Here is a 16,200-nt window from a genome sequence, read left to right on the forward strand (position 1 = left end):
TTCGGCGCGGCGCGAATCTGCGCCGCGCACTCACGGTGGGGCTGGGATTTGAACCCAGGAGGCTTACGCCACCGGTTTTCAAGACCGGCGCAATGGGCCGCTCTGCCACCCCACCAGCACTCTCAGGTTCCCGGTCGGTGTCCTAAATCCTGTCGATCGGAACCCCGGACCGGCAGTCTTTTTCGCTCGCTGTGCGGACCCCCAGCCATGACTGATCGCGATCCGCTCTCGGCCGTCTCGCCGCTCGATGGCCGCTACGCCCACTACACAGAACCGCTGGTGGCCTACGCCAGCGAATCGGCTTTGATCCGCGCCCGCGTCCACGTAGAAGTCGAATACCTGATCGCACTCGCAGACCTCGACGCGACGCCCTTCGATATCGACGGCGGGCAGCGCGACGCACTTCGGGAGATCTACGAGGATTTCGACGACGATGATGCCGCACTCGTCAAGCAAATCGAGACTGAAGGGACCGAGAAATACGACGCCACGAATCACGACGTCAAGGCTGTGGAGTACTTCCTCCGGGAGCGACTACCGACGGATCTCGACGCCGAGCAGTGGCTGCACTTCGGACTCACCAGTGAGGACGTCAACAACCTCGCTCACAGGTTGCTGGTCAAGCCCGCCGTCGAGGACGTGCTCCTGCCTGCGCTGCGGGACGTCCGTGATGCCCTCGAAGAACTCGCCCGCGAGTATCGGGACACGCCAATGCTTGCCCGCACCCACGGCCAGCCGGCCACGCCGACCACCTTCGGCAAGGAGATGGCCGTCTACGCCTCACGACTCGGTCGCACACTCGGCCGGATCGAACACGCCACCGACGGCCTCTCGGGAAAACTCGCGGGCGCATCGGGTACCTACGCGGCCCATCACGTCGCCTATCCCGACGTGGGCTGGCCGGCGTTCGCCGAGGACTTCGTCGGCTCGCTAGGGCTCGAACACGAACCGCTGACGACGCAGGTCAACCCCTGTGACGACCTCGCGGCGTTGTTCGACGCTCTCCAGGGGACCAACCGCGTTCTGCTGGATCTCGACTTGGACGCCTGGTTGTACGTCTCGGATCGCTATCTCGGACAGGAGTCGATGGAGGGCGAGACCGGTTCCTCGACGATGCCCCACAAGGTCAACCCGATCGACTTCGAGAACAGCGAGGGCAACCTCTCGAAAGCCAACAGTGATCTCGGGTTCCTCGCAGACTACGTCACGAACTCCCGCCTCCAGCGTGATCTCTCGGATTCGACTGTCAAGCGCAACGTCGGGAGCGCACTCGCTCACTGCCTGATCGGCTACCGGAAACTCGAGGCTGGCCTCGGAAAGATCGTCCCCAACGAGGCGGTCATGCGCGAGGACCTGGAGGCGACCCCGGAGATCATTGGCGAGGCCGTCCAGACGATCCTTCGCCGGGAGGGCCACAGCGATGCCTACGAGCAGGTGAAGGCGTTGACCCGCGGCGAGGACGTGACGCTCGCGGACTTCCGGACGCTGTTCGCGGATCTCGATATCGATCCCGACGTTCGGGACGAACTCGAGGCGCTCACGCCGACGGGGTACATCGGGGTCGCCGCGGAGATGGTCGAAGACGTCGAGTAGGCTGGTTCGCCGTCGCGGTGGCGGCCACGCGGTTCCGGGCCAGCCTGTCCGTCGCACGTATCGACACCCTCTTTTTCACCCCCGCGGGAGGTACTCCCATGACGAAAGAGATCGCCGCGATCCCCGGCGACGGCATCGGGCAGGAAGTGCTGCCGGCCGCGATCGACGTCCTGAGTGCGCTTGACCGTGACTTCGAGTTCGTGAAGGGCAAGGCCGGCAATGCGGTCTACGAGCGGGAAGGCACACCACTCCCCGAGGAGACGCGCGAACTGGCTCGCGAGGCCGACGCGACGTTGTTCGGGGCTGCGGGCGAACTCGCCGCCGATATCATCCTCCCGCTTCGCCAGGACGTGGGTTCGTTCGCCAACGTCCGTCCGGCGCGAGCCTACCCGGGCGTCGACGCTGTCAAGCCCGAGACCGACCTCGTTTTCGTGCGCGAGAACACCCAGGGCGTCTACGCAGGGATCGAATCGAATCTCACCGACGACGTGGCGACGCTGACGCGTCTCATCACCGGCGAGGCCTCCCGGAAGATCGCCGAATACGGCTTCGAGTACGCCGACGAACACGACGCCGATCGAGTTACGGTCGCCCACAAAGCGAACGTAATGCGGGAGACCGACGGACTGTTCGTCGACACTGCTGCCGAGGTCGCCGAGGAGATGGACGCCGAGTACGACGAGGCACTGATCGACGCCCTGGCGATGCACCTGGTGATGCATCCCGAAGACTACGACGTAATTATCACGCCTAACCTCGCCGGCGACGTCCTCTCGGACCTCGCTGCGGGCCTCGTCGGTGGGCTCGGGATGCTCCCCAGCGCCAATATCGGCGAGGACAACGCGCTGTTCGAGCCGGTCCACGGCTCCGCCCCCGACATCGCCGGCCAGGGTGTCGCCAATCCCTCGGCGATGATCCTCTCGGCGGCGATGCTCCTGGAATACTTTGATTACGACGAGGACGGACAGCGCGTCCGCGAGGCCGTCCTGACTGTCCTCGAAGAGGGACCGCGTACGCCCGACCTCGGCGGCGACGCCTCGACGGAGGAGTTCACCGAAGCCGTCCTCGAACAACTCTGATCGGCCGACCTGCGTCGATCAACTGACGAACCTGTCGGGTGCCGACCGCTCGTCATCGTCACTCTCGTGGCCGGCGAAGACGTACATCGCTTCCATTCCGCCCCCGAACAGGAACGCGAAGAAGTGTGCGAAGTGGGCGATCGTGCTCTGGCCGGCGAGGATCGAGACCAGGAAGAACCCCAGCAGCAGTGGAGCCAGCGTCGCGGCCACCATCGTCTGTAAGGATTCCATCGAGCCGTTCTGGAAGGCGTATCCCGTCGCACGCACCAGTGTCGCGGCCACGACCCCGAAGGTTGCCCCGCTGGTCCCGATCGCCGGCCCCATCACGGTCGCCACCCAGACCACGTTCGAAAGAACGTGCGAGACGATGACGATCCCGAGAACGTGACGGTTACTGGTCAACAGCGTCAGGACGACCGCGAACGGGACAAACAGCTCCATATTCCCCCAGAAGTGCGCCGGCCCGTCGTGGACAACCATGCTCAACAGATACCACAGCGGGTTCAGGAAGGTCACAAGCGAGACGTTCAGGGCCGTGTCAGTGATCCCGTTCGCGACGAAGTACCAGCTCACCCCGACTACGACCGCAACGGTGATCGGCACGAACCCACAGAGCCGCCAGACGCCTACGGCGATCCGTCGCATATCGATCTATGGTAAAAGGATCCACCCTGAAGGTTTCGGAGGAGAACCATCACGTCACACCCGGAAACGTTAATGTACCGTGAAGTTGCCAGACGGCGGTGGGTTCCGGCAAGATCGACCCGCTTAAGGCAGTGTGGCGTGAGAGTTCGACGGGAAAAGAACGTCGGCGGGAGCCGCCGTCTCGGAGGACACAACGATGATACTGACAATCACGCCGAATCCGGCAGTCGACCAGACGATCGAGATCGACGAGGATCTAGAATCGGATACGGTACAGCGTTCGACCGCCGCCCAGTTCGACTCGGGAGGAAACGGCATCAACGTCTCGCAGTTCCTGCGGGCCCTGGACTACGAGACGGTCGCGACCGGAATCATCGGGGGCTTTACGGGTTATTTCATCCAGCAGGATCTGAAGACCTACGATGTGCCGACGGACTTCGTCGAGGTCGAGGAGCCGACGCGGATGAACACGACCATTCTCCCGCCCGGCAAAGAGTACAAGCTCAACCAGTCGGGGCCGGAAGTCGAACGCGAGGCCGTCGACGAACTGATCGAAACGATCCAGGATCACGATCCATCCCTGATCAACATCGGCGGGAGCCTACCGCCGAAGATGGACGCCAGCGACGTCGATCGACTCGCCGAAGCGGGTGACTGGGACACCGCCCTCGACGTCCACGGCGATCTCATGCAGGAACTGGAGAATACCTACGAGTACTGCAAGCCAAACCGCGAGGAACTGACCGAGGCGACGGGGATCGAGATCGACTCGATCGACGACTGTGCGGAGGCCGCCCGCCAGCTTCAGGAGACGGGATTCGAGCGCGTCCTGGCGTCGATGGGCGGGGACGGTGCAATGCTGGTCACGCCCGACGAGACGCTTTACGCGCCGGCACTGGACGTCGATGTCGTCGATACGGTGGGTGCCGGCGACTCGATGTTCACTGGCGCGCTGTGGGCCTACGAGCAGGGTTGGGACGACGAGAAGGCGCTGCGTGCCGGCGTGGCAACGTCTGCCCATCTCGTCCAGACGAAAGGGCCGAGCATCCGTGAACTGGATCCCGAATCACTGATGGACGAGGTCCGCGTCTGGTCGATGCGCGGCTGAGGCGCGCCGATCATTACTGAAAGCCCGTTCGATAGCGGGTATTTTCGCATACGTTTTAACCACGGCAGCGTAACATTTCGGTGGTGACCTACTGATGACGTTTTACGGCGGAGACGAACTCGCCGAAGTGTACGACGAGGCTCTGGACGGAGGATTCGGGCTCGTCGCGAGCAACGTCGCGGAACCGAACGTGATGATGGGCCTGATGGAAGGGGCCGAACAGGCCGACTCGGACCTGCTCATCCAGATGAGCGCCGGTGCCTGTCGGTTCGCGGGCAACGGCGACGCCGAGGCAGGTCTGGCCGCGATGGGGAATTACATCGACGTCATCGCCGAACAGTACGACGTCGGCGTATTCCTCAACATGGACCACCAGACGGACATGGACTTCATCGACATGCAGGTCGAGACGGCCATCCCCTCCTCGATCATGATCGACGCCTCCCACGAGGACTTCGAGGAGAACGTCGAACGCTCGAAGGCCGTCGTCGAGAAGACCGAACAGGCCGACGAGGAGATCCTCGTCGAGGCCGAACTCGGCCAGATCAAGGGCGTCGAGGACGAAATCGTCGCCGAAGAGGCCTTTTACACCGATCCCGAGCAGGCGGTCGAGTTCGTCGACCGGACGGGCTGTGATCTGCTGGCGATCTCGGTGGGGACCCAGCACGGCGTCGCCAAGGGCAAAGACCTCGATCTCAAGCCCGACCTCGCATCAGAGATCAGTCAGACACTGGCCGATCACGGCCTGGAGACGCCGCTGGTCCTGCACGGCTCCTCCGGTCTCCAGCCCGAGCAACTGTCAGACTTCATGGGGCGGGGCATCTGCAAGGTCAACAAGGACACCCGTTACCAGTACGAGTACACCCGGACCCTCTATGACCTCTACCGCGAACACGGCGACGAACTCGTCCCGCCGGAGGGCATCGAGGATCAACGTGACTCGTTCTTCAACGATGTCGACTGGTCGCCCAACAAGGACGTCTTCGACCCGCGCGTCGGCGGCCGCGATGTCCGCGAGCGCATCGCCGAGGTCTATGCCGGGCTTGCCGAAGTCTCGGGCAGTGCCGGCCGGAGCCTATACAAGTAGAGCGATCGCGACCCGTTTTCACCGCGGTTTTCGGCGTCCACCGACGGTAGGACCATCCCTATCTCCTTCAGTCGGTCGACGCTTCGTCACGGATATCTGCGATCATCCTGGCGACGAACTCGCGTTCGTCCTCGTTGACGCCGTGGCCCATGCCCTCGTAGAGTCGCTTCGTCACGTCGGCGTTCAGTCGGTCGAACACCGCCGCCGTCTCGTGGACCCGTTCCTCGGGGATATGCGGATCCACGTCGCTACAACCCAGGAATACCGGCGTCCGTTCCAGATCGCCGTTGTAACCCGCAGGATCGATCGTTTCGCCGATGAGGCCGCCGCTGAGTGCGGCGAGTCCGCCGTATCGGCGCGGGTTACGGGCGAGGAACTCGCTGGCGAGACACGCACCCTGGGAGAACCCAACCAGTGCGACCCGCTCGCGCGGAATGCCAGCCCCGGTCGCCTGGCTGACGGCGTCGTCGATCGCTTCGAGCCCGGAGGATCGGCCCGGCTCGTTCGACTCGACCGGCGCGGTGAAGGGATTGGGGTACCAGGTGTTGCGGGCAGCCTGGGGCGCGAGATACGCGACGCCGTCACTCGGGAACGCATCGGCCATCTGGAGAATGCTCCGGGCGGTCGCGCCCCGACCGTGGATCAGAACAACGGCTGCGTCGGCGGATTCGACGTCCGTCCCTCCCCGTTCGAGTGGCTGTCCCTGGTGTGGCCCGGTCATGGATGGGTACCCCCGATCGAGTGGGGAAGTTGCCACGTGAGTTCGGACATGTGTCACGTATCAATATCGCCCCGTTGCTTAAGGTAGTTGCCGCCGAAGAGCCGGACACATGCCAACAATCGAACTCGACGAGGAGACAGTCGAGCGACTCGACGCGCTCCGGGTCGAAGACGAATCCTACGACGAGATCGTCACCGAACTGATCAACATCTACGAGGCCGAGGAACTGACGCTTTTCCACGCGGGCGACGAGGTCTAGAGTCCGGAGTGACAGCATCTAGAGCCCGGAGTGACGGCATCTAGAGTCCGGAGTGACGGCACAGCGAGCCGACCTGCGGGAAGCGAAGCCTTCGAGGGATGGCGCGCCTAGGTGCCTCGGGCCAGTTCACAGATTTTCGCCCATCGATCTCGGTTCTCTAAGCGAGACTGTAACTCACTCGCGTATTCCTCGGCGAGTTCCTCGGCCGCCTCACGGAGTTGGTTGTCGTCCCCGTCGAACCCGAGCGCGTCCTTGAGTCCGCCGAACAGGCCGCCGCCGCTTTCGCCACTATTGCCCCCGGAACTGGTCGACATGGCCGTCCCGCCGCCACGTTCGCCCATGCGTTTGATCTCGTCCATGACACTCGAGAGTTTACTGGTGTCGGCGACGAGTTGAGCCGAATCGGGGTCTTCGGGTCCGTCTATCTCGAATTCGACGGCGGTCATGACCAGCCCCCACTGCTGGTTAGATAGCGGTGAAGCGTTGACGCGATCGGCGAACTCCTGGTCAGTCTGCATCCGTTCGGTAGCGATCTGCTCACTCCAGGGTCTACTGCTCATACCGGACGTACGCCCCCGTTCCCCATGAACGTTGTCGCTCCCGGGATCGAATCCAATAATCGTCCGTCAAAGCCGTAATCCTTCTGTCGCCGGCGACCGAACGGCCGTCCGTATGCATACTGTCGGATTCATCGGACTCGGCGCGATGGGTGCGCCGATGGCCGAGAACGTCAACGGCGCTGGCTATCCACTGATAGTCTACAACCGGACTCGCTCGCGGACGGAACCGTTCGCCGAACGGGGCGAAAGAGTGGCCGATTCCCCCTGTGAGGTGGCTCAAGCATCCGACGTCGTGATTGTGATGGTCACCGACGACGAGGCGCTGGAGGCTGTCCTCGAAGGCGAGGAGGGCATCCTCGCTGGACTCACCGACGGGACGATCGTCCTCCAGATGAGTACGGTCACCCCGGCTGGGACCGAAGCCGCCGCCGAGGCGGTCCGGGACGTCGGCGGACGGTACGTCGACGCACCGGTCTCGGGCACGGTCGGGCCCGCAGAGGAAGGGACACTCACAGTACTCGCGGCCGGCCCCGACGACCTGCTCGGAGAGGTCGAAGGGATCCTCGCAGCTATCGGGGAACCGATCGTCGACTGTGGCGCGGTCGGCGACGGCGCGCGCATGAAGCTGTTCGTCAACCTCCTGCTCGGGGACATGATGGGTGCCTTCGCCGAGGCACTCGCGTTTGGAACCGCCCAGGGACTGGACTACGAGGGCATGCTGACGGTCGTCGAAGCCGGGGCCGTCGACTCGCCGCTGTTCTCGATCAAGGGAGAAAACATCGCAGCCGACGATTTCGAGCCCCGCTTCCCCGTCGACCTGCAGTTCAAAGACCTCCGGTACGCCGTCGAGGAAGCCAACGACGAGGGCGTCCCGCTGCCCCAGACCGCTGCCGCCCGCGAGACGTTCAGTGCCGCCAGGGGCATGGGTCACGGCGGGGAAGACATGGCCGCAGTCGTGAAATTCTTCGAGCAGGTAGCCGGGCTGTCTGTCGGAGACAGCAGCGAATCGTAGCTGCCGTCACGTTCACACCACCGCGTAGGTCATCAACAGCACGAAGTAAAGCAGGATCAGCGCCAGCAACGCCTTGAGTCGGAATACGTTGAGGTGGTCGTTCTCGGATTCATACGTGTCTTCGAACGCACTCGTCCCCGCGTCGTCGAGGATGTCAGAATGCTCGTATCCCCGATGCAGTACCAGGAGTTCCTCGCGAACGAACGGGCGACCGCAGTCGGGGCACCGCGAGGGGTCCGCATCGGCGGGCACTTCGAAGTTCGTGGCGTCGATACGTTCAGTCGTCATGATTGGATTCAGTCGACTCCTTTGGCGGACATGATCAGAGGAACGGCGGCTGAATAGACGGTTGCGTGACGATCCAGAGGCTGGTCATGGTGTACAGTACCATCACGGCGATGAAAGGGTACTGGCTCCGGATCGCCTGTAGGCGACCCGGAAACAACTCGAATGCGGTCGCGTGGGCGATCCAGATCGCCAGCAGGTGTCCCAGAAGGACGCTCGCGACCGGGACGCCCGTGAACCAACCTGGCAGCGAGAGCACTGGTACAGTCACTGGCGGTGAAAGCGGCGAACCGAGCACCGTCAGCAGGACCGGCGCGAGCGAGAGGAAGTACCCCAGGTAGTGCGCGAGGTGGTAGCCGGCGGCGATCGCCAGCAGCGGCGGCGCGAACCGCCGCGCGAGGACGGTGGCCGAGAGGTACGTCTCCGCTGTCCGCCGGGCGTACCGTGAAGCGAGGCGATAGACCGCCAGAAAGAATACGAACCCTACGACGAGAACGAGCGGATACAGCACGTGAGCGGGGACGCCGGCCTCGACCAGCGGGCGAGCGATATCCCGCCAGGCGGGCGTCGCCACGAATCCGTCGTAGGTCGTCGCCCACAGCAAGGCGACGACGAAGGCCACCTCGCTGGCGTCACCGAGGAGGTCGGGGCGTGTCAGCCCGACGCCCGGGAGTCTGACGGGATGTCGACCGTCGTCGAGAACCGCCCGGTCGGCGTCGGTCGCAGTCCGCTCGCTCGCCACCGGCGCGACGTGGCCGTAGTAATGAAAGACCCTCGAAACCGGGTCGACGTGCTCGAACCACGCGTCGGAGTCGAAGACGACGGCTCCGACGAGTGTCACTGCGGAGTAGCCGAGGACGATCGTCGCCAGGAGTGCGGGCGTATCGGCGAGCGGACTCACCACTTCGACCCAGATCAGTGCGAGCAAACCGACGACGCTCGGCCAGGCACCCACCGCGGGAAGATCGCGATCCAGGGAGGGGAGTGAACCGGCGATCGTCCGCCAGGGATTGAGGACGCGCCAGGACTCTCCGAGCAGGTACGCCGTCGCCGTATAGCCCGCCCACCAACCGACCCAGACGCCGAGGACCGCAAGGTTTCCCAACCCTTGACTCGGACCGAGATACCCGATCGCAACGATCGCGACCAGACCGAGAACGCCAGCGATCCGGACGATTGCGACGAGGAGGCCCGAAGACGGGAATGGGAGCGTTCGTCGCCAACCGTGAAGGCCCTCAATCAGTCGTCGATCGGTAACGAACGAGGCCAACAGGAACGACGCGCCGACGGCTGCCCCACCGGTGAGCAGGAACAGCCACGTGGGCACGGTGACGGTCTCACGCGCCTCTACTCCGAGACTGCCACCGTGAGCTGCGACGGGTGCGGCGATGGTGATCAGCGCGACGAAGGTACCGATCGTCGAGAGCGAGCGACGGAGCCGGCGACCGTGGCGACGAGCCATCGGAAGAACGTTGGACTGTCTGCCTCCTGTAAGTTCCGACTGGACGGATCATCGGGAGCCCGTGGGCCCGAGCGGACAGTCGGATCGACCGGACGGCGGCAAAAGGGTCCCCCGAAGGTGGCTTTTTAGCCGTCGGTAGGGTATCCAGCCCCATGAGCATCGTGGAGGACTCAGAATCACACGACGGTCACCACCTCCCCGCGACGGAGGACTGGCCGCGGGGGTTTGGCGAGGCCAGCTGGTGGCCCTTTATCACCGCTGTCGGCGCGGCCGGCATCTACGTCGGTGTCGCACTGTGGGTACTCGGCATGGGCGAGGACGCCCTCGTCGGGCCGACGGTCGGCCCGGCCGCGATCGCCGGGAGCGTCCTGCTCCTTTTGATCGGAATGTACGGCTGGCTGTATCACGCGTTCGTGGCTGACTTCTGGCGTCGCGGAACGGCGACGCGCTCCTCGAGTGCGCTCCGCTTTGGCATGTTGCTGTTCCTCGGCTCGGAGATCGCCACCTTCGGCGCCGGGTTCGTCTATTACTTTTTCATCAGAGCAGGCACCTGGCCGCCCCAGGAGCTCCCGCACCTGCTCGGGAGTCTGGTAATCATCAACACCGCCATTCTGATCGCCAGCAGCGTGACGCTGCACTTCGCACACGTCTACTTGCGCCGAGGGAATCGCAAACGCTTCATACGACTGCTCGGTCTGACGCTGGCGCTGGGGATCGTCTTCATCGCCGGCCAGGCCTATGAGTACTACGCGTTCATCGTCGGCGAGGGGTTTTCCATCACTGAAGGTGCATTCGGCAGCGCATTCTACGGGTTGACGGGGCTTCACGGTGCTCACGTGACGCTTGGTGCGATCTTGTTGGGCATCGTCTACGCGCGTGGGTTGTCGGGCCAGTACAGCGCCGAACGCCACACGTCAGTCAGTACGGTCTCGATGTACTGGCACTTCGTCGACGCCGTCTGGATCTTCCTCGTCGTCACTCTGTACGTCGGTGCCGCGGTCTGACTCACCCCGCCCACATTCTTTGCAGACGCCCACGTACCGCCAGCCATGGAGCGACTGAAGGTTCAGGAGGGGTTCGATGTCCACGAGTACCGTCACGGACTGAAACTCCTCAAGGAGGATCGCGAGACGATGCGCCTGGCCAACCGTGACGGGTTCGCCTGCCCGGCCTGTGGCCGTGAGTTCGAGAAACTACTTGTCTCGGAGAAGCGAACGCACACCTTCAATTCGCCGCCCGGTCCGTTCTGTCTCGTCCGGACTGACGAGCAACTGCTGTTATTGACGCACTGATCGGAGAGGAGCGATCCACTGCTGGATGAAATAAGCCCCCCGAAAACGGACGCGACGGCGTAGGCCCGGACGGGAGACGTTGTCCCCGACCCACGCGGCCGGTGACGACGTTACCCGGATTACGACCGGGTCTTGTCGATCGAAGGCGTTGCCCGGACTCCCACCGGGTGTTCCGTCCGACAACCGGACGGGTGTATCCGGCTTCTACCGGCAGTGCCCATTTCGATCGACGTGAGCCGGATTTTCGCCAGCGTTGTCGCCAGTATTCCCGAAACCCGCTTGCGCGTGTTCCGGTACGTTGGCCTTCCCTTCGACCGCCATGGCGGCCGAACGTCGGGTCGGTTCGGTTCTCCTTCGGGACCTGCGTCCTCGTCGCCCTTTCACGGACGGTTCGGTTACGGCCCCTACCTCGTCCCGTCTCGGCGGACCGATCCAGGATCGAGGCGTCCAGTGTACCCCCGTCGCGTTCGTGAGGGATGTTATACTATGACATGGGATATATTAATACTTTCTATCGACTCCTGACGTGTCAGTTCTGTTTCTCACCGGCAACGATTGGTGATCTCGGGGACGAAGAGTCGGGCCGGGCTCGGACCGGCGGCCGGTCATCCCCTCGAGCCCGAAGGAGGGGGCCTGACCGGAAGGCAAACTGTTAGGGGATCGGCCGACGAGTCACCGGACATGGCTGACGTGACTGATCTCGTCGAGAAGGTACGCAGCGGGCAGCTCCGGCTGCACGAACTAGAGGACCACGCGGACCCGGACGACGCGGCGACGGTGCGACGCGAGTACGTTGCCGGCGAGACCGGCGCAGACTTAGAGACGGTCGGCGAATACAGCATCGACGCGGCGGATGCCGAACCGAACATCGAGAACATGATCGGGACGATCCAGGTCCCGCTGGGTGTCGCCGGACCCCTCCCCGTCGATGGCGACGCGGCCGACGATGACTATCAGGTCCCGCTGGCGACGACGGAGGGCGCCCTGGTCGCAAGCGTCAACCGTGGAATGGCGGCGATCCGTGCGGCCGACGGCGCGAACGCCAGCATCGTGAAATCTGGCATTACCCGGGCGCCGGTATTCAGCGTCGCGGATGTCCGGGAAGCCAAGGAGGTCGCTGACTGGGTGCGCGAGAACGAGGGTGAGATCGCCGAAACCGCCGAGGAGACTGACCCGCACATTGCCTTCGAGGAGGTCACGCCGTACGTCGTCGGCGACTCCGTCTTCCTTCGGTTCCGCTACGACACGGGTGACGCGATGGGGATGAATATGGTCACGATCGCCAGCCGGGCCGCCAGCGAACTGATCGAGGAAGAGACCCCCGCGGAACTGGTCGCACTCTCGGGCAACCTCTGTTCGGACAAGAAGCCCGCGGCGATCAACTCGATCGAGGGGCGTGGCTACACGGTCGCCGCAGACGTGTTCCTCCCACACGACGTCGTCGAGGAACGCTTCCACGCCACGACCGAGGACATCGCCGCGGTCAACACCCGCAAGAACCTGGTGGGGAGCGCCAAGGCCGGCAGTCTGGGGTTCAACGCCCACGTCGCGAACATCGTCGGCGCGGCCTTCCTCGCGCTTGGCCAGGACGAGGCCCAGGTCGTCGAGGGATCGAACGCGATCACGAGCCTCGAAGCCCGCGATGACGGCCTCTACGCCAGCGTGACGCTGGCTTCCCTCGAAGTCGGGACTGTCGGCGGCGGCACAGCACTGCCCACGCAGTCCGAGGCCCTCTCGATCCTCGGTGTCGCTGGTGGAGGCGATCCGGTCGGCTCGAACGCCGAGGAACTCGCCGAGATCATCGCGAGCGCGGCGCTGGCCGGTGAACTCTCCCTGCTCGGTGCGCTCGCGTCGCGACACCTCTCCAGCGCCCACGAGGAACTCGGTCGCTGAGATCAGTTCTCGGGCCCAGACACGGAGTCGGACTCCTCGTCGACAGAGGTCCCGCCTTCGTCGGTATCGTCGACGGCCACGAGCACGTGTCCAAAGCCCTCGGCGATCAAAAAGAGTCCGCCGAGCGCCAAAATCAACGCACCGGTTCCGACGAACAGCGGTGCCGAGCGAGCGTGTGGGGCAAGGAAGATCAGTACGAGCCCCGCACCGCCGGAGAGCGCACCGACGCCCTGTCGGTAGGTGCCACGCGTAGCCGATCGGAGCCCCCAGACGAGCAACGCGAGCGCGAGCAGACCGGCCCCGATGCTGATCGCGTCGAACCCACCGACGCGGATCGAAACGCCGGCCGCGGTCGCCACCGCCGCGAGGACGCTCGCCACGACGAAGCCGATCCCGGTCACCAGCGGTGCCGAGCGGGTCGGGCCGTTCGGTTCTTGATCGATCACGTTCGCCCAGTTAGCTCCCAATCCTCTTGAAACCGGGCGGTCGAGTCGATCGCCTTCACGGATGACTTTCACTTTCACTGTGAACTCCAGGCCGAGACGTTTATCGGAGACGTCCGTCGTTCCGATGGCGGCCGATCGGCGAGCACCGCCACGGAGAGACCATGGAGACAGACGACGAATCTATACCGACACGCGTACAGCCCTGGCTGGGGATGGTAAAGCGATCCCTCACGATCCTGGTACTCGCTCTCAGCCTCTTGCGGGCGCTCGGGATCGTTTAACCGCTTACAGCCGTCGATAGCGACCGTCGTTCTCCGAGACCTCGCCAGATCGAACGAGCGACTGCAGCGCGCGACGGGCGTACTTCTCCGGGACGCCACGCTCGGCGGCGTACTCCAGGATCTCGTCCTCTTCCGGCGAATCCAGCCGTTCGAGCGCCTCGATGACTGTCTCGCGACGACTGTTCGATCCGCCGGTGCCCTCGCTCGCTCGCCGGCCTGCCGCGGCTGCTGCGTCGCTGTCGACGCCCTTCGATTCCAGATACGTCTCGTCGTCGATCACGCTATCCTCGACGCGGGCTTCCATCTCCGCGTAGCTGTCCAGGCCGTCGAGGGCCTCGCCGAGATCCTGGCGTTCAGCGAGCATCTTCGCCCGAATCTCCCTGGCCGCGTCGACGTCCTCGGTCTCGACGAACTTCCGGCGGAACTCGAACTTCCGGCGCGTGCCACAGCGGGGACACTGCGTGGTTTCAGGGCGGCCCTCGAGAACCCACAGCGCACTGCACTCCGAACAACCCACGACCGCGTACATACGACCACCGTGCGACCAGACCGGCTTGAATCCGGCGACTACGCGATCGACTTTTCCATCTCAACGTGCGGAATGCCGGCCTCCTCGAACTCGTCGCTGACCTGCTCGTAGCCGAGATGTTCATAAAAGTCGGCGACGCGAAGCTGGCCGTGCAGGGTCAGGCGCTGCAGTCCCCAACGTTCGGCTTCCCGCTCGACGACGTCCATCAGCTGTCGGCCGAGCCCTTCCTCACGGTGGGCTGGCAGGACCGCCAGGCGTTCGATTTTCCCGACGCCGGCCTCGGGTTCCCGGAGTCGCGCCGCGCCGACTGGCTCGTCGTCGGCGTAAGCGACGAAGTGGGTCGCCACCTCGTCGTGTTCGTCGATCTCGATGTCGGGATCGACGCCTTGCTCCTCCACAAAGACAGCAAACCGCACGTCGTAGGCGTCCTCACGGTCGCCGTCGATTTCGATCCGGTAGTCGGAGTCGGTCATCGTCGTGTTGAACAGTGTAGGCGATGACGATCAAAGGAGGTTGCGTTCGAGCGACGGCAATCGACAGCCAGAACGACTCCTTACGCGAGTTACTCGATATTCTCGCGGTGAAACCGGGAGAGAACGAGCGACTGGCTCAGGCCAGTCGTTCGACGTTCGCGACGATCTCCTCGGCGTACTCCTCGGTGCCCAACTTCTCCGCGTCTTCGAGCTGGCGTTCGAGGTCGTAGGTGACCTTGCCCGAGGAAATCGTCTCTTCGACGGCGTCACGCACGAGATCGGCGGCCTCGTCCCAGCCCATGTAATCGAACATGAGGCGACCGGAGAGGATCATCGCGGTCGGGTTGGCCATGTTCTGGCCGGCGCGTTTCGGCGCGCTGCCGTGGACCGGTTCGGCCAGCACGCGAGCGTCGCCAAAGTTCGCCCCGGGCGCGATTCCGAGGCCGCCGATCTGTGCGCCGGCGGCGTCGCTGAGGTAGTCGCCGTTGAGGTTCGGCATGGCGAGGACGTCGAACTCGTCGGTCCGGAGTTGCATCCACTGCAACATTGCGTCGGCAAGGCGTTCCTCGACCATGACGGCATCCTCGGGAATGTCGACCTCGTCCTGGGTCTCCCACAGCGAGTCGGGCGCGGCGAAGACCTCCTCGTCCGGGTACTCCTCCTCGGCGACCTCCATCCCCCACTCGCCGAACTGTCCCTCGGTGAACTTCATGATGTTGCCCTTGTGGACCAGCGTGACTTTGTCGCGCTCGTGCTCGATCGCGTAGTCGATGGCCTTCCGGACGAGGCGCTTCGAGCCGAACTCGGTGATCGGCTTGAGCCCGATCCCGATGGGGCCGTCGTGCATCGTCTCGTCGAAGCCCATCTCCTCCTCGACGAAGTCACGGACCTGCTCGACCTCGTCGGTGCCTTCCTCCCACTCGATGCCGGCGTAGACGTCCTCGGTGTTCTCCCGGAAGGTCACCATGTCCATCTCCTCGGGGGCCTTCATCGGCGAGGGGACGCCGTCGAGATAGTACGTCGGCCGGACGTTCGCATAGAAGTCAAGCGTCTGCCGGAGTGCGACGTTCAGCGACCGAAAGCCCGCGCCGACGGGTGTCGTCAGCGGGCCCTTGATCGCGACGCGGAACTCGTCGATCGCGTTGACGGTGTCCTCGGGGAGGTTCTCGTCGTAGCGCTCGCGGCCGGATTCGCCGGCATAGACGCGCATCCAGGCGATCTCGCGGCCGGTCGCCTCGGCGGCAGCGTTCAACACCTTCTGGGCCGCGGGGCCGACGTCCTTGCCGATCCCGTCGCCGTGGATGATCGGGATGATCGGGTTCTCGGGGATGTCAAGCTCGTCGGCATCCTCGTTGATGACCTCGATGGGCTGTCCCTCGGCCGGCACAGAGACTTGATCGTATCCGTCTGCCATGTGCCGACCCTCGCCCGTGGTCCACAAAGGCCTGCCGTTTTCCGCGAGAATCGCACTTCCG

General features: G+C 64.2%; 18 protein-coding genes and 1 tRNA gene. 9 read left to right on the forward strand and 10 right to left on the reverse strand.

The genetic code is table 11. The features are described 5' to 3' along the window. Positions 1-33: 33 nt before the first annotated feature. Positions 34-115 (reverse strand) — tRNA-Ser (locus E3374_RS04940). A 92-nt stretch (positions 116-207) separates the two neighbouring features. Between E3374_RS04940 and purB the strand changes: the two genes are divergently transcribed. Both purB and E3374_RS04950 read left to right on the forward strand, forming a co-directional pair. Beyond that, a complete protein-coding gene (purB, locus tag E3374_RS04945) occupies positions 208-1,593 on the forward strand; it encodes an adenylosuccinate lyase (protein WP_136687925.1) in 1,386 nt (461 codons plus the stop codon). A 98-nt stretch (positions 1,594-1,691) separates the two neighbouring features. Then, positions 1,692-2,672 (forward strand): isocitrate/isopropylmalate dehydrogenase family protein, encoded by a 981-nt coding sequence (locus E3374_RS04950; RefSeq protein ID WP_136687926.1) that lies wholly within the window; start codon positions 1,692-1,694, stop codon positions 2,670-2,672. An 18-nt stretch (positions 2,673-2,690) separates the two neighbouring features. Here E3374_RS04950 and E3374_RS04955 read toward each other — a convergent pair whose 3' ends face one another. Then, on the reverse strand, positions 2,691-3,317 hold the full coding sequence (locus tag E3374_RS04955) for a rhomboid family intramembrane serine protease (protein WP_136687927.1): 627 nt from the start codon (positions 3,315-3,317) through the stop codon (positions 2,691-2,693). Between the two features lie 196 nt (positions 3,318-3,513). Here E3374_RS04955 and pfkB point away from each other — a divergent pair, with 196 nt between their 5' ends. Both pfkB and fba read left to right on the forward strand, forming a co-directional pair. After that, positions 3,514-4,425, forward strand: coding sequence for a 1-phosphofructokinase (gene pfkB / locus E3374_RS04960; protein WP_136687928.1), 912 nt, complete (start codon positions 3,514-3,516; stop codon positions 4,423-4,425). Between the two features lie 94 nt (positions 4,426-4,519). Next, the gene (gene fba, locus E3374_RS04965; protein ID WP_136687929.1) at positions 4,520-5,512 is read left to right on the forward strand and encodes a class II fructose-bisphosphate aldolase; all 993 of its coding nucleotides are present in this window, start codon (positions 4,520-4,522) and stop codon (positions 5,510-5,512) included. A gap of 67 nt (positions 5,513-5,579) precedes the next feature. Here fba and E3374_RS04970 read toward each other — a convergent pair whose 3' ends face one another. Continuing rightward, positions 5,580-6,233 carry an alpha/beta hydrolase gene (locus E3374_RS04970; RefSeq protein WP_136687930.1) on the reverse strand — a complete coding sequence of 218 codons (654 nt, stop codon included), beginning with the start codon at positions 6,231-6,233 and terminating at the stop codon, positions 5,580-5,582. A 109-nt stretch (positions 6,234-6,342) separates the two neighbouring features. On the opposite strand from E3374_RS04970, the gene E3374_RS17065 reads away from it, so the two are divergent. Continuing rightward, complete coding sequence (locus E3374_RS17065) at positions 6,343-6,492, forward strand: DUF7557 family protein (RefSeq protein ID WP_169051778.1); 150 nt, start codon at positions 6,343-6,345, stop codon at positions 6,490-6,492. Positions 6,493-6,599: 107 nt separating this feature from the next. Here E3374_RS17065 and E3374_RS04975 read toward each other — a convergent pair whose 3' ends face one another. Next, on the reverse strand, positions 6,600-7,052 hold the full coding sequence (locus E3374_RS04975) for a DUF5799 family protein (RefSeq protein ID WP_136687931.1): 453 nt from the start codon (positions 7,050-7,052) through the stop codon (positions 6,600-6,602). Positions 7,053-7,164: 112 nt separating this feature from the next. Between E3374_RS04975 and E3374_RS04980 the strand changes: the two genes are divergently transcribed. After that, on the forward strand, positions 7,165-8,064 hold the full coding sequence (locus E3374_RS04980) for an NAD(P)-dependent oxidoreductase (protein WP_136687932.1): 900 nt from the start codon (positions 7,165-7,167) through the stop codon (positions 8,062-8,064). Positions 8,065-8,076: 12 nt separating this feature from the next. Here E3374_RS04980 and E3374_RS04985 read toward each other — a convergent pair whose 3' ends face one another. Together E3374_RS04985 and E3374_RS04990 are read right to left on the reverse strand one after the other, a co-directional pair. Further along, positions 8,077-8,352 (reverse strand): DUF7410 domain-containing protein, encoded by a 276-nt coding sequence (locus E3374_RS04985; protein WP_136687933.1) that lies wholly within the window; start codon positions 8,350-8,352, stop codon positions 8,077-8,079. A 34-nt stretch (positions 8,353-8,386) separates the two neighbouring features. Continuing rightward, on the reverse strand, positions 8,387-9,811 hold the full coding sequence (locus E3374_RS04990; protein ID WP_248299390.1) for a hypothetical protein: 1,425 nt from the start codon (positions 9,809-9,811) through the stop codon (positions 8,387-8,389). 152 nt (positions 9,812-9,963) lie between these two features. Here E3374_RS04990 and E3374_RS04995 point away from each other — a divergent pair, with 152 nt between their 5' ends. The 3 genes from E3374_RS04995 to hmgA all read left to right on the forward strand — a co-directional run bounded on the left by E3374_RS04995 (position 9,964) and on the right by hmgA (position 12,996). After that, positions 9,964-10,815, forward strand: coding sequence for a cytochrome c oxidase subunit 3 (locus E3374_RS04995; RefSeq protein ID WP_136687934.1), 852 nt, complete (start codon positions 9,964-9,966; stop codon positions 10,813-10,815). A 45-nt stretch (positions 10,816-10,860) separates the two neighbouring features. Then, positions 10,861-11,103, forward strand: a complete 243-nt coding sequence (locus E3374_RS05000; RefSeq protein WP_136687935.1) for a DUF7385 family protein — start codon at positions 10,861-10,863, stop codon at positions 11,101-11,103. Between the two features lie 681 nt (positions 11,104-11,784). After that, entirely contained in the window at positions 11,785-12,996 is a 1,212-nt protein-coding gene (gene hmgA, locus E3374_RS05005) for a hydroxymethylglutaryl-CoA reductase (NADPH) (RefSeq protein ID WP_136687936.1), read from the forward strand. A 2-nt stretch (positions 12,997-12,998) separates the two neighbouring features. On the opposite strand, the gene E3374_RS05010 is transcribed toward hmgA, so the two are convergent. The 4 genes from E3374_RS05010 to icd all read right to left on the reverse strand — a co-directional run bounded on the left by E3374_RS05010 (position 12,999) and on the right by icd (position 16,139). After that, positions 12,999-13,520, reverse strand: a complete 522-nt coding sequence (locus E3374_RS05010) for a hypothetical protein (RefSeq protein WP_248299391.1) — start codon at positions 13,518-13,520, stop codon at positions 12,999-13,001. A 207-nt stretch (positions 13,521-13,727) separates the two neighbouring features. Next, positions 13,728-14,252 (reverse strand): DUF5817 domain-containing protein, encoded by a 525-nt coding sequence (locus E3374_RS05015; RefSeq protein ID WP_136687937.1) that lies wholly within the window; start codon positions 14,250-14,252, stop codon positions 13,728-13,730. 38 nt (positions 14,253-14,290) lie between these two features. After that, complete coding sequence (locus tag E3374_RS05020) at positions 14,291-14,725, reverse strand: GNAT family N-acetyltransferase (RefSeq protein ID WP_136687938.1); 435 nt, start codon at positions 14,723-14,725, stop codon at positions 14,291-14,293. A 136-nt stretch (positions 14,726-14,861) separates the two neighbouring features. Then, on the reverse strand, positions 14,862-16,139 hold the full coding sequence (gene icd / locus E3374_RS05025; RefSeq protein WP_136687939.1) for an NADP-dependent isocitrate dehydrogenase: 1,278 nt from the start codon (positions 16,137-16,139) through the stop codon (positions 14,862-14,864). Positions 16,140-16,200 lie beyond the last annotated feature (61 nt).

Origin of the sequence: Halorhabdus amylolytica (assembly GCF_004944975.1) — an archaeon.
GTDB lineage: Archaea > Halobacteriota > Halobacteria > Halobacteriales > Haloarculaceae > Halorhabdus > Halorhabdus amylolytica.

Excerpts from the sequence above, each read along its gene's own strand:
- E3374_RS04975 (WP_136687931.1), bottom strand. The coding sequence starts at position 7,052 with ATGAGCAGTAGACCCTGGAGTGAGCAGATCGCTACCGAACGGATGCAG.
- fba (WP_136687929.1), top strand. The coding sequence starts at position 4,520 with ATGACGTTTTACGGCGGAGACGAACTCGCCGAAGTGTACGACGAGGCT.
- hmgA (WP_136687936.1), top strand. The coding sequence starts at position 11,785 with ATGGCTGACGTGACTGATCTCGTCGAGAAGGTACGCAGCGGGCAGCTC.
- E3374_RS05020 (WP_136687938.1), bottom strand. The coding sequence starts at position 14,725 with ATGACCGACTCCGACTACCGGATCGAAATCGACGGCGACCGTGAGGAC.
- E3374_RS04985 (WP_136687933.1), bottom strand. The coding sequence starts at position 8,352 with ATGACGACTGAACGTATCGACGCCACGAACTTCGAAGTGCCCGCCGAT.
- E3374_RS04995 (WP_136687934.1), top strand. The coding sequence starts at position 9,964 with ATGAGCATCGTGGAGGACTCAGAATCACACGACGGTCACCACCTCCCC.
- E3374_RS04990 (WP_248299390.1), bottom strand. The coding sequence starts at position 9,811 with ATGGCTCGTCGCCACGGTCGCCGGCTCCGTCGCTCGCTCTCGACGATC.
- E3374_RS05015 (WP_136687937.1), bottom strand. The coding sequence starts at position 14,252 with ATGTACGCGGTCGTGGGTTGTTCGGAGTGCAGTGCGCTGTGGGTTCTC.
- E3374_RS05000 (WP_136687935.1), top strand. The coding sequence starts at position 10,861 with ATGGAGCGACTGAAGGTTCAGGAGGGGTTCGATGTCCACGAGTACCGT.
- E3374_RS04980 (WP_136687932.1), top strand. The coding sequence starts at position 7,165 with ATGCATACTGTCGGATTCATCGGACTCGGCGCGATGGGTGCGCCGATG.
- E3374_RS04970 (WP_136687930.1), bottom strand. The coding sequence starts at position 6,233 with ATGACCGGGCCACACCAGGGACAGCCACTCGAACGGGGAGGGACGGAC.
- E3374_RS17065 (WP_169051778.1), top strand. The coding sequence starts at position 6,343 with ATGCCAACAATCGAACTCGACGAGGAGACAGTCGAGCGACTCGACGCG.
- icd (WP_136687939.1), bottom strand. The coding sequence starts at position 16,139 with ATGGCAGACGGATACGATCAAGTCTCTGTGCCGGCCGAGGGACAGCCC.
- E3374_RS04955 (WP_136687927.1), bottom strand. The coding sequence starts at position 3,317 with ATGCGACGGATCGCCGTAGGCGTCTGGCGGCTCTGTGGGTTCGTGCCG.
- pfkB (WP_136687928.1), top strand. The coding sequence starts at position 3,514 with ATGATACTGACAATCACGCCGAATCCGGCAGTCGACCAGACGATCGAG.
- purB (WP_136687925.1), top strand. The coding sequence starts at position 208 with ATGACTGATCGCGATCCGCTCTCGGCCGTCTCGCCGCTCGATGGCCGC.
- E3374_RS04950 (WP_136687926.1), top strand. The coding sequence starts at position 1,692 with ATGACGAAAGAGATCGCCGCGATCCCCGGCGACGGCATCGGGCAGGAA.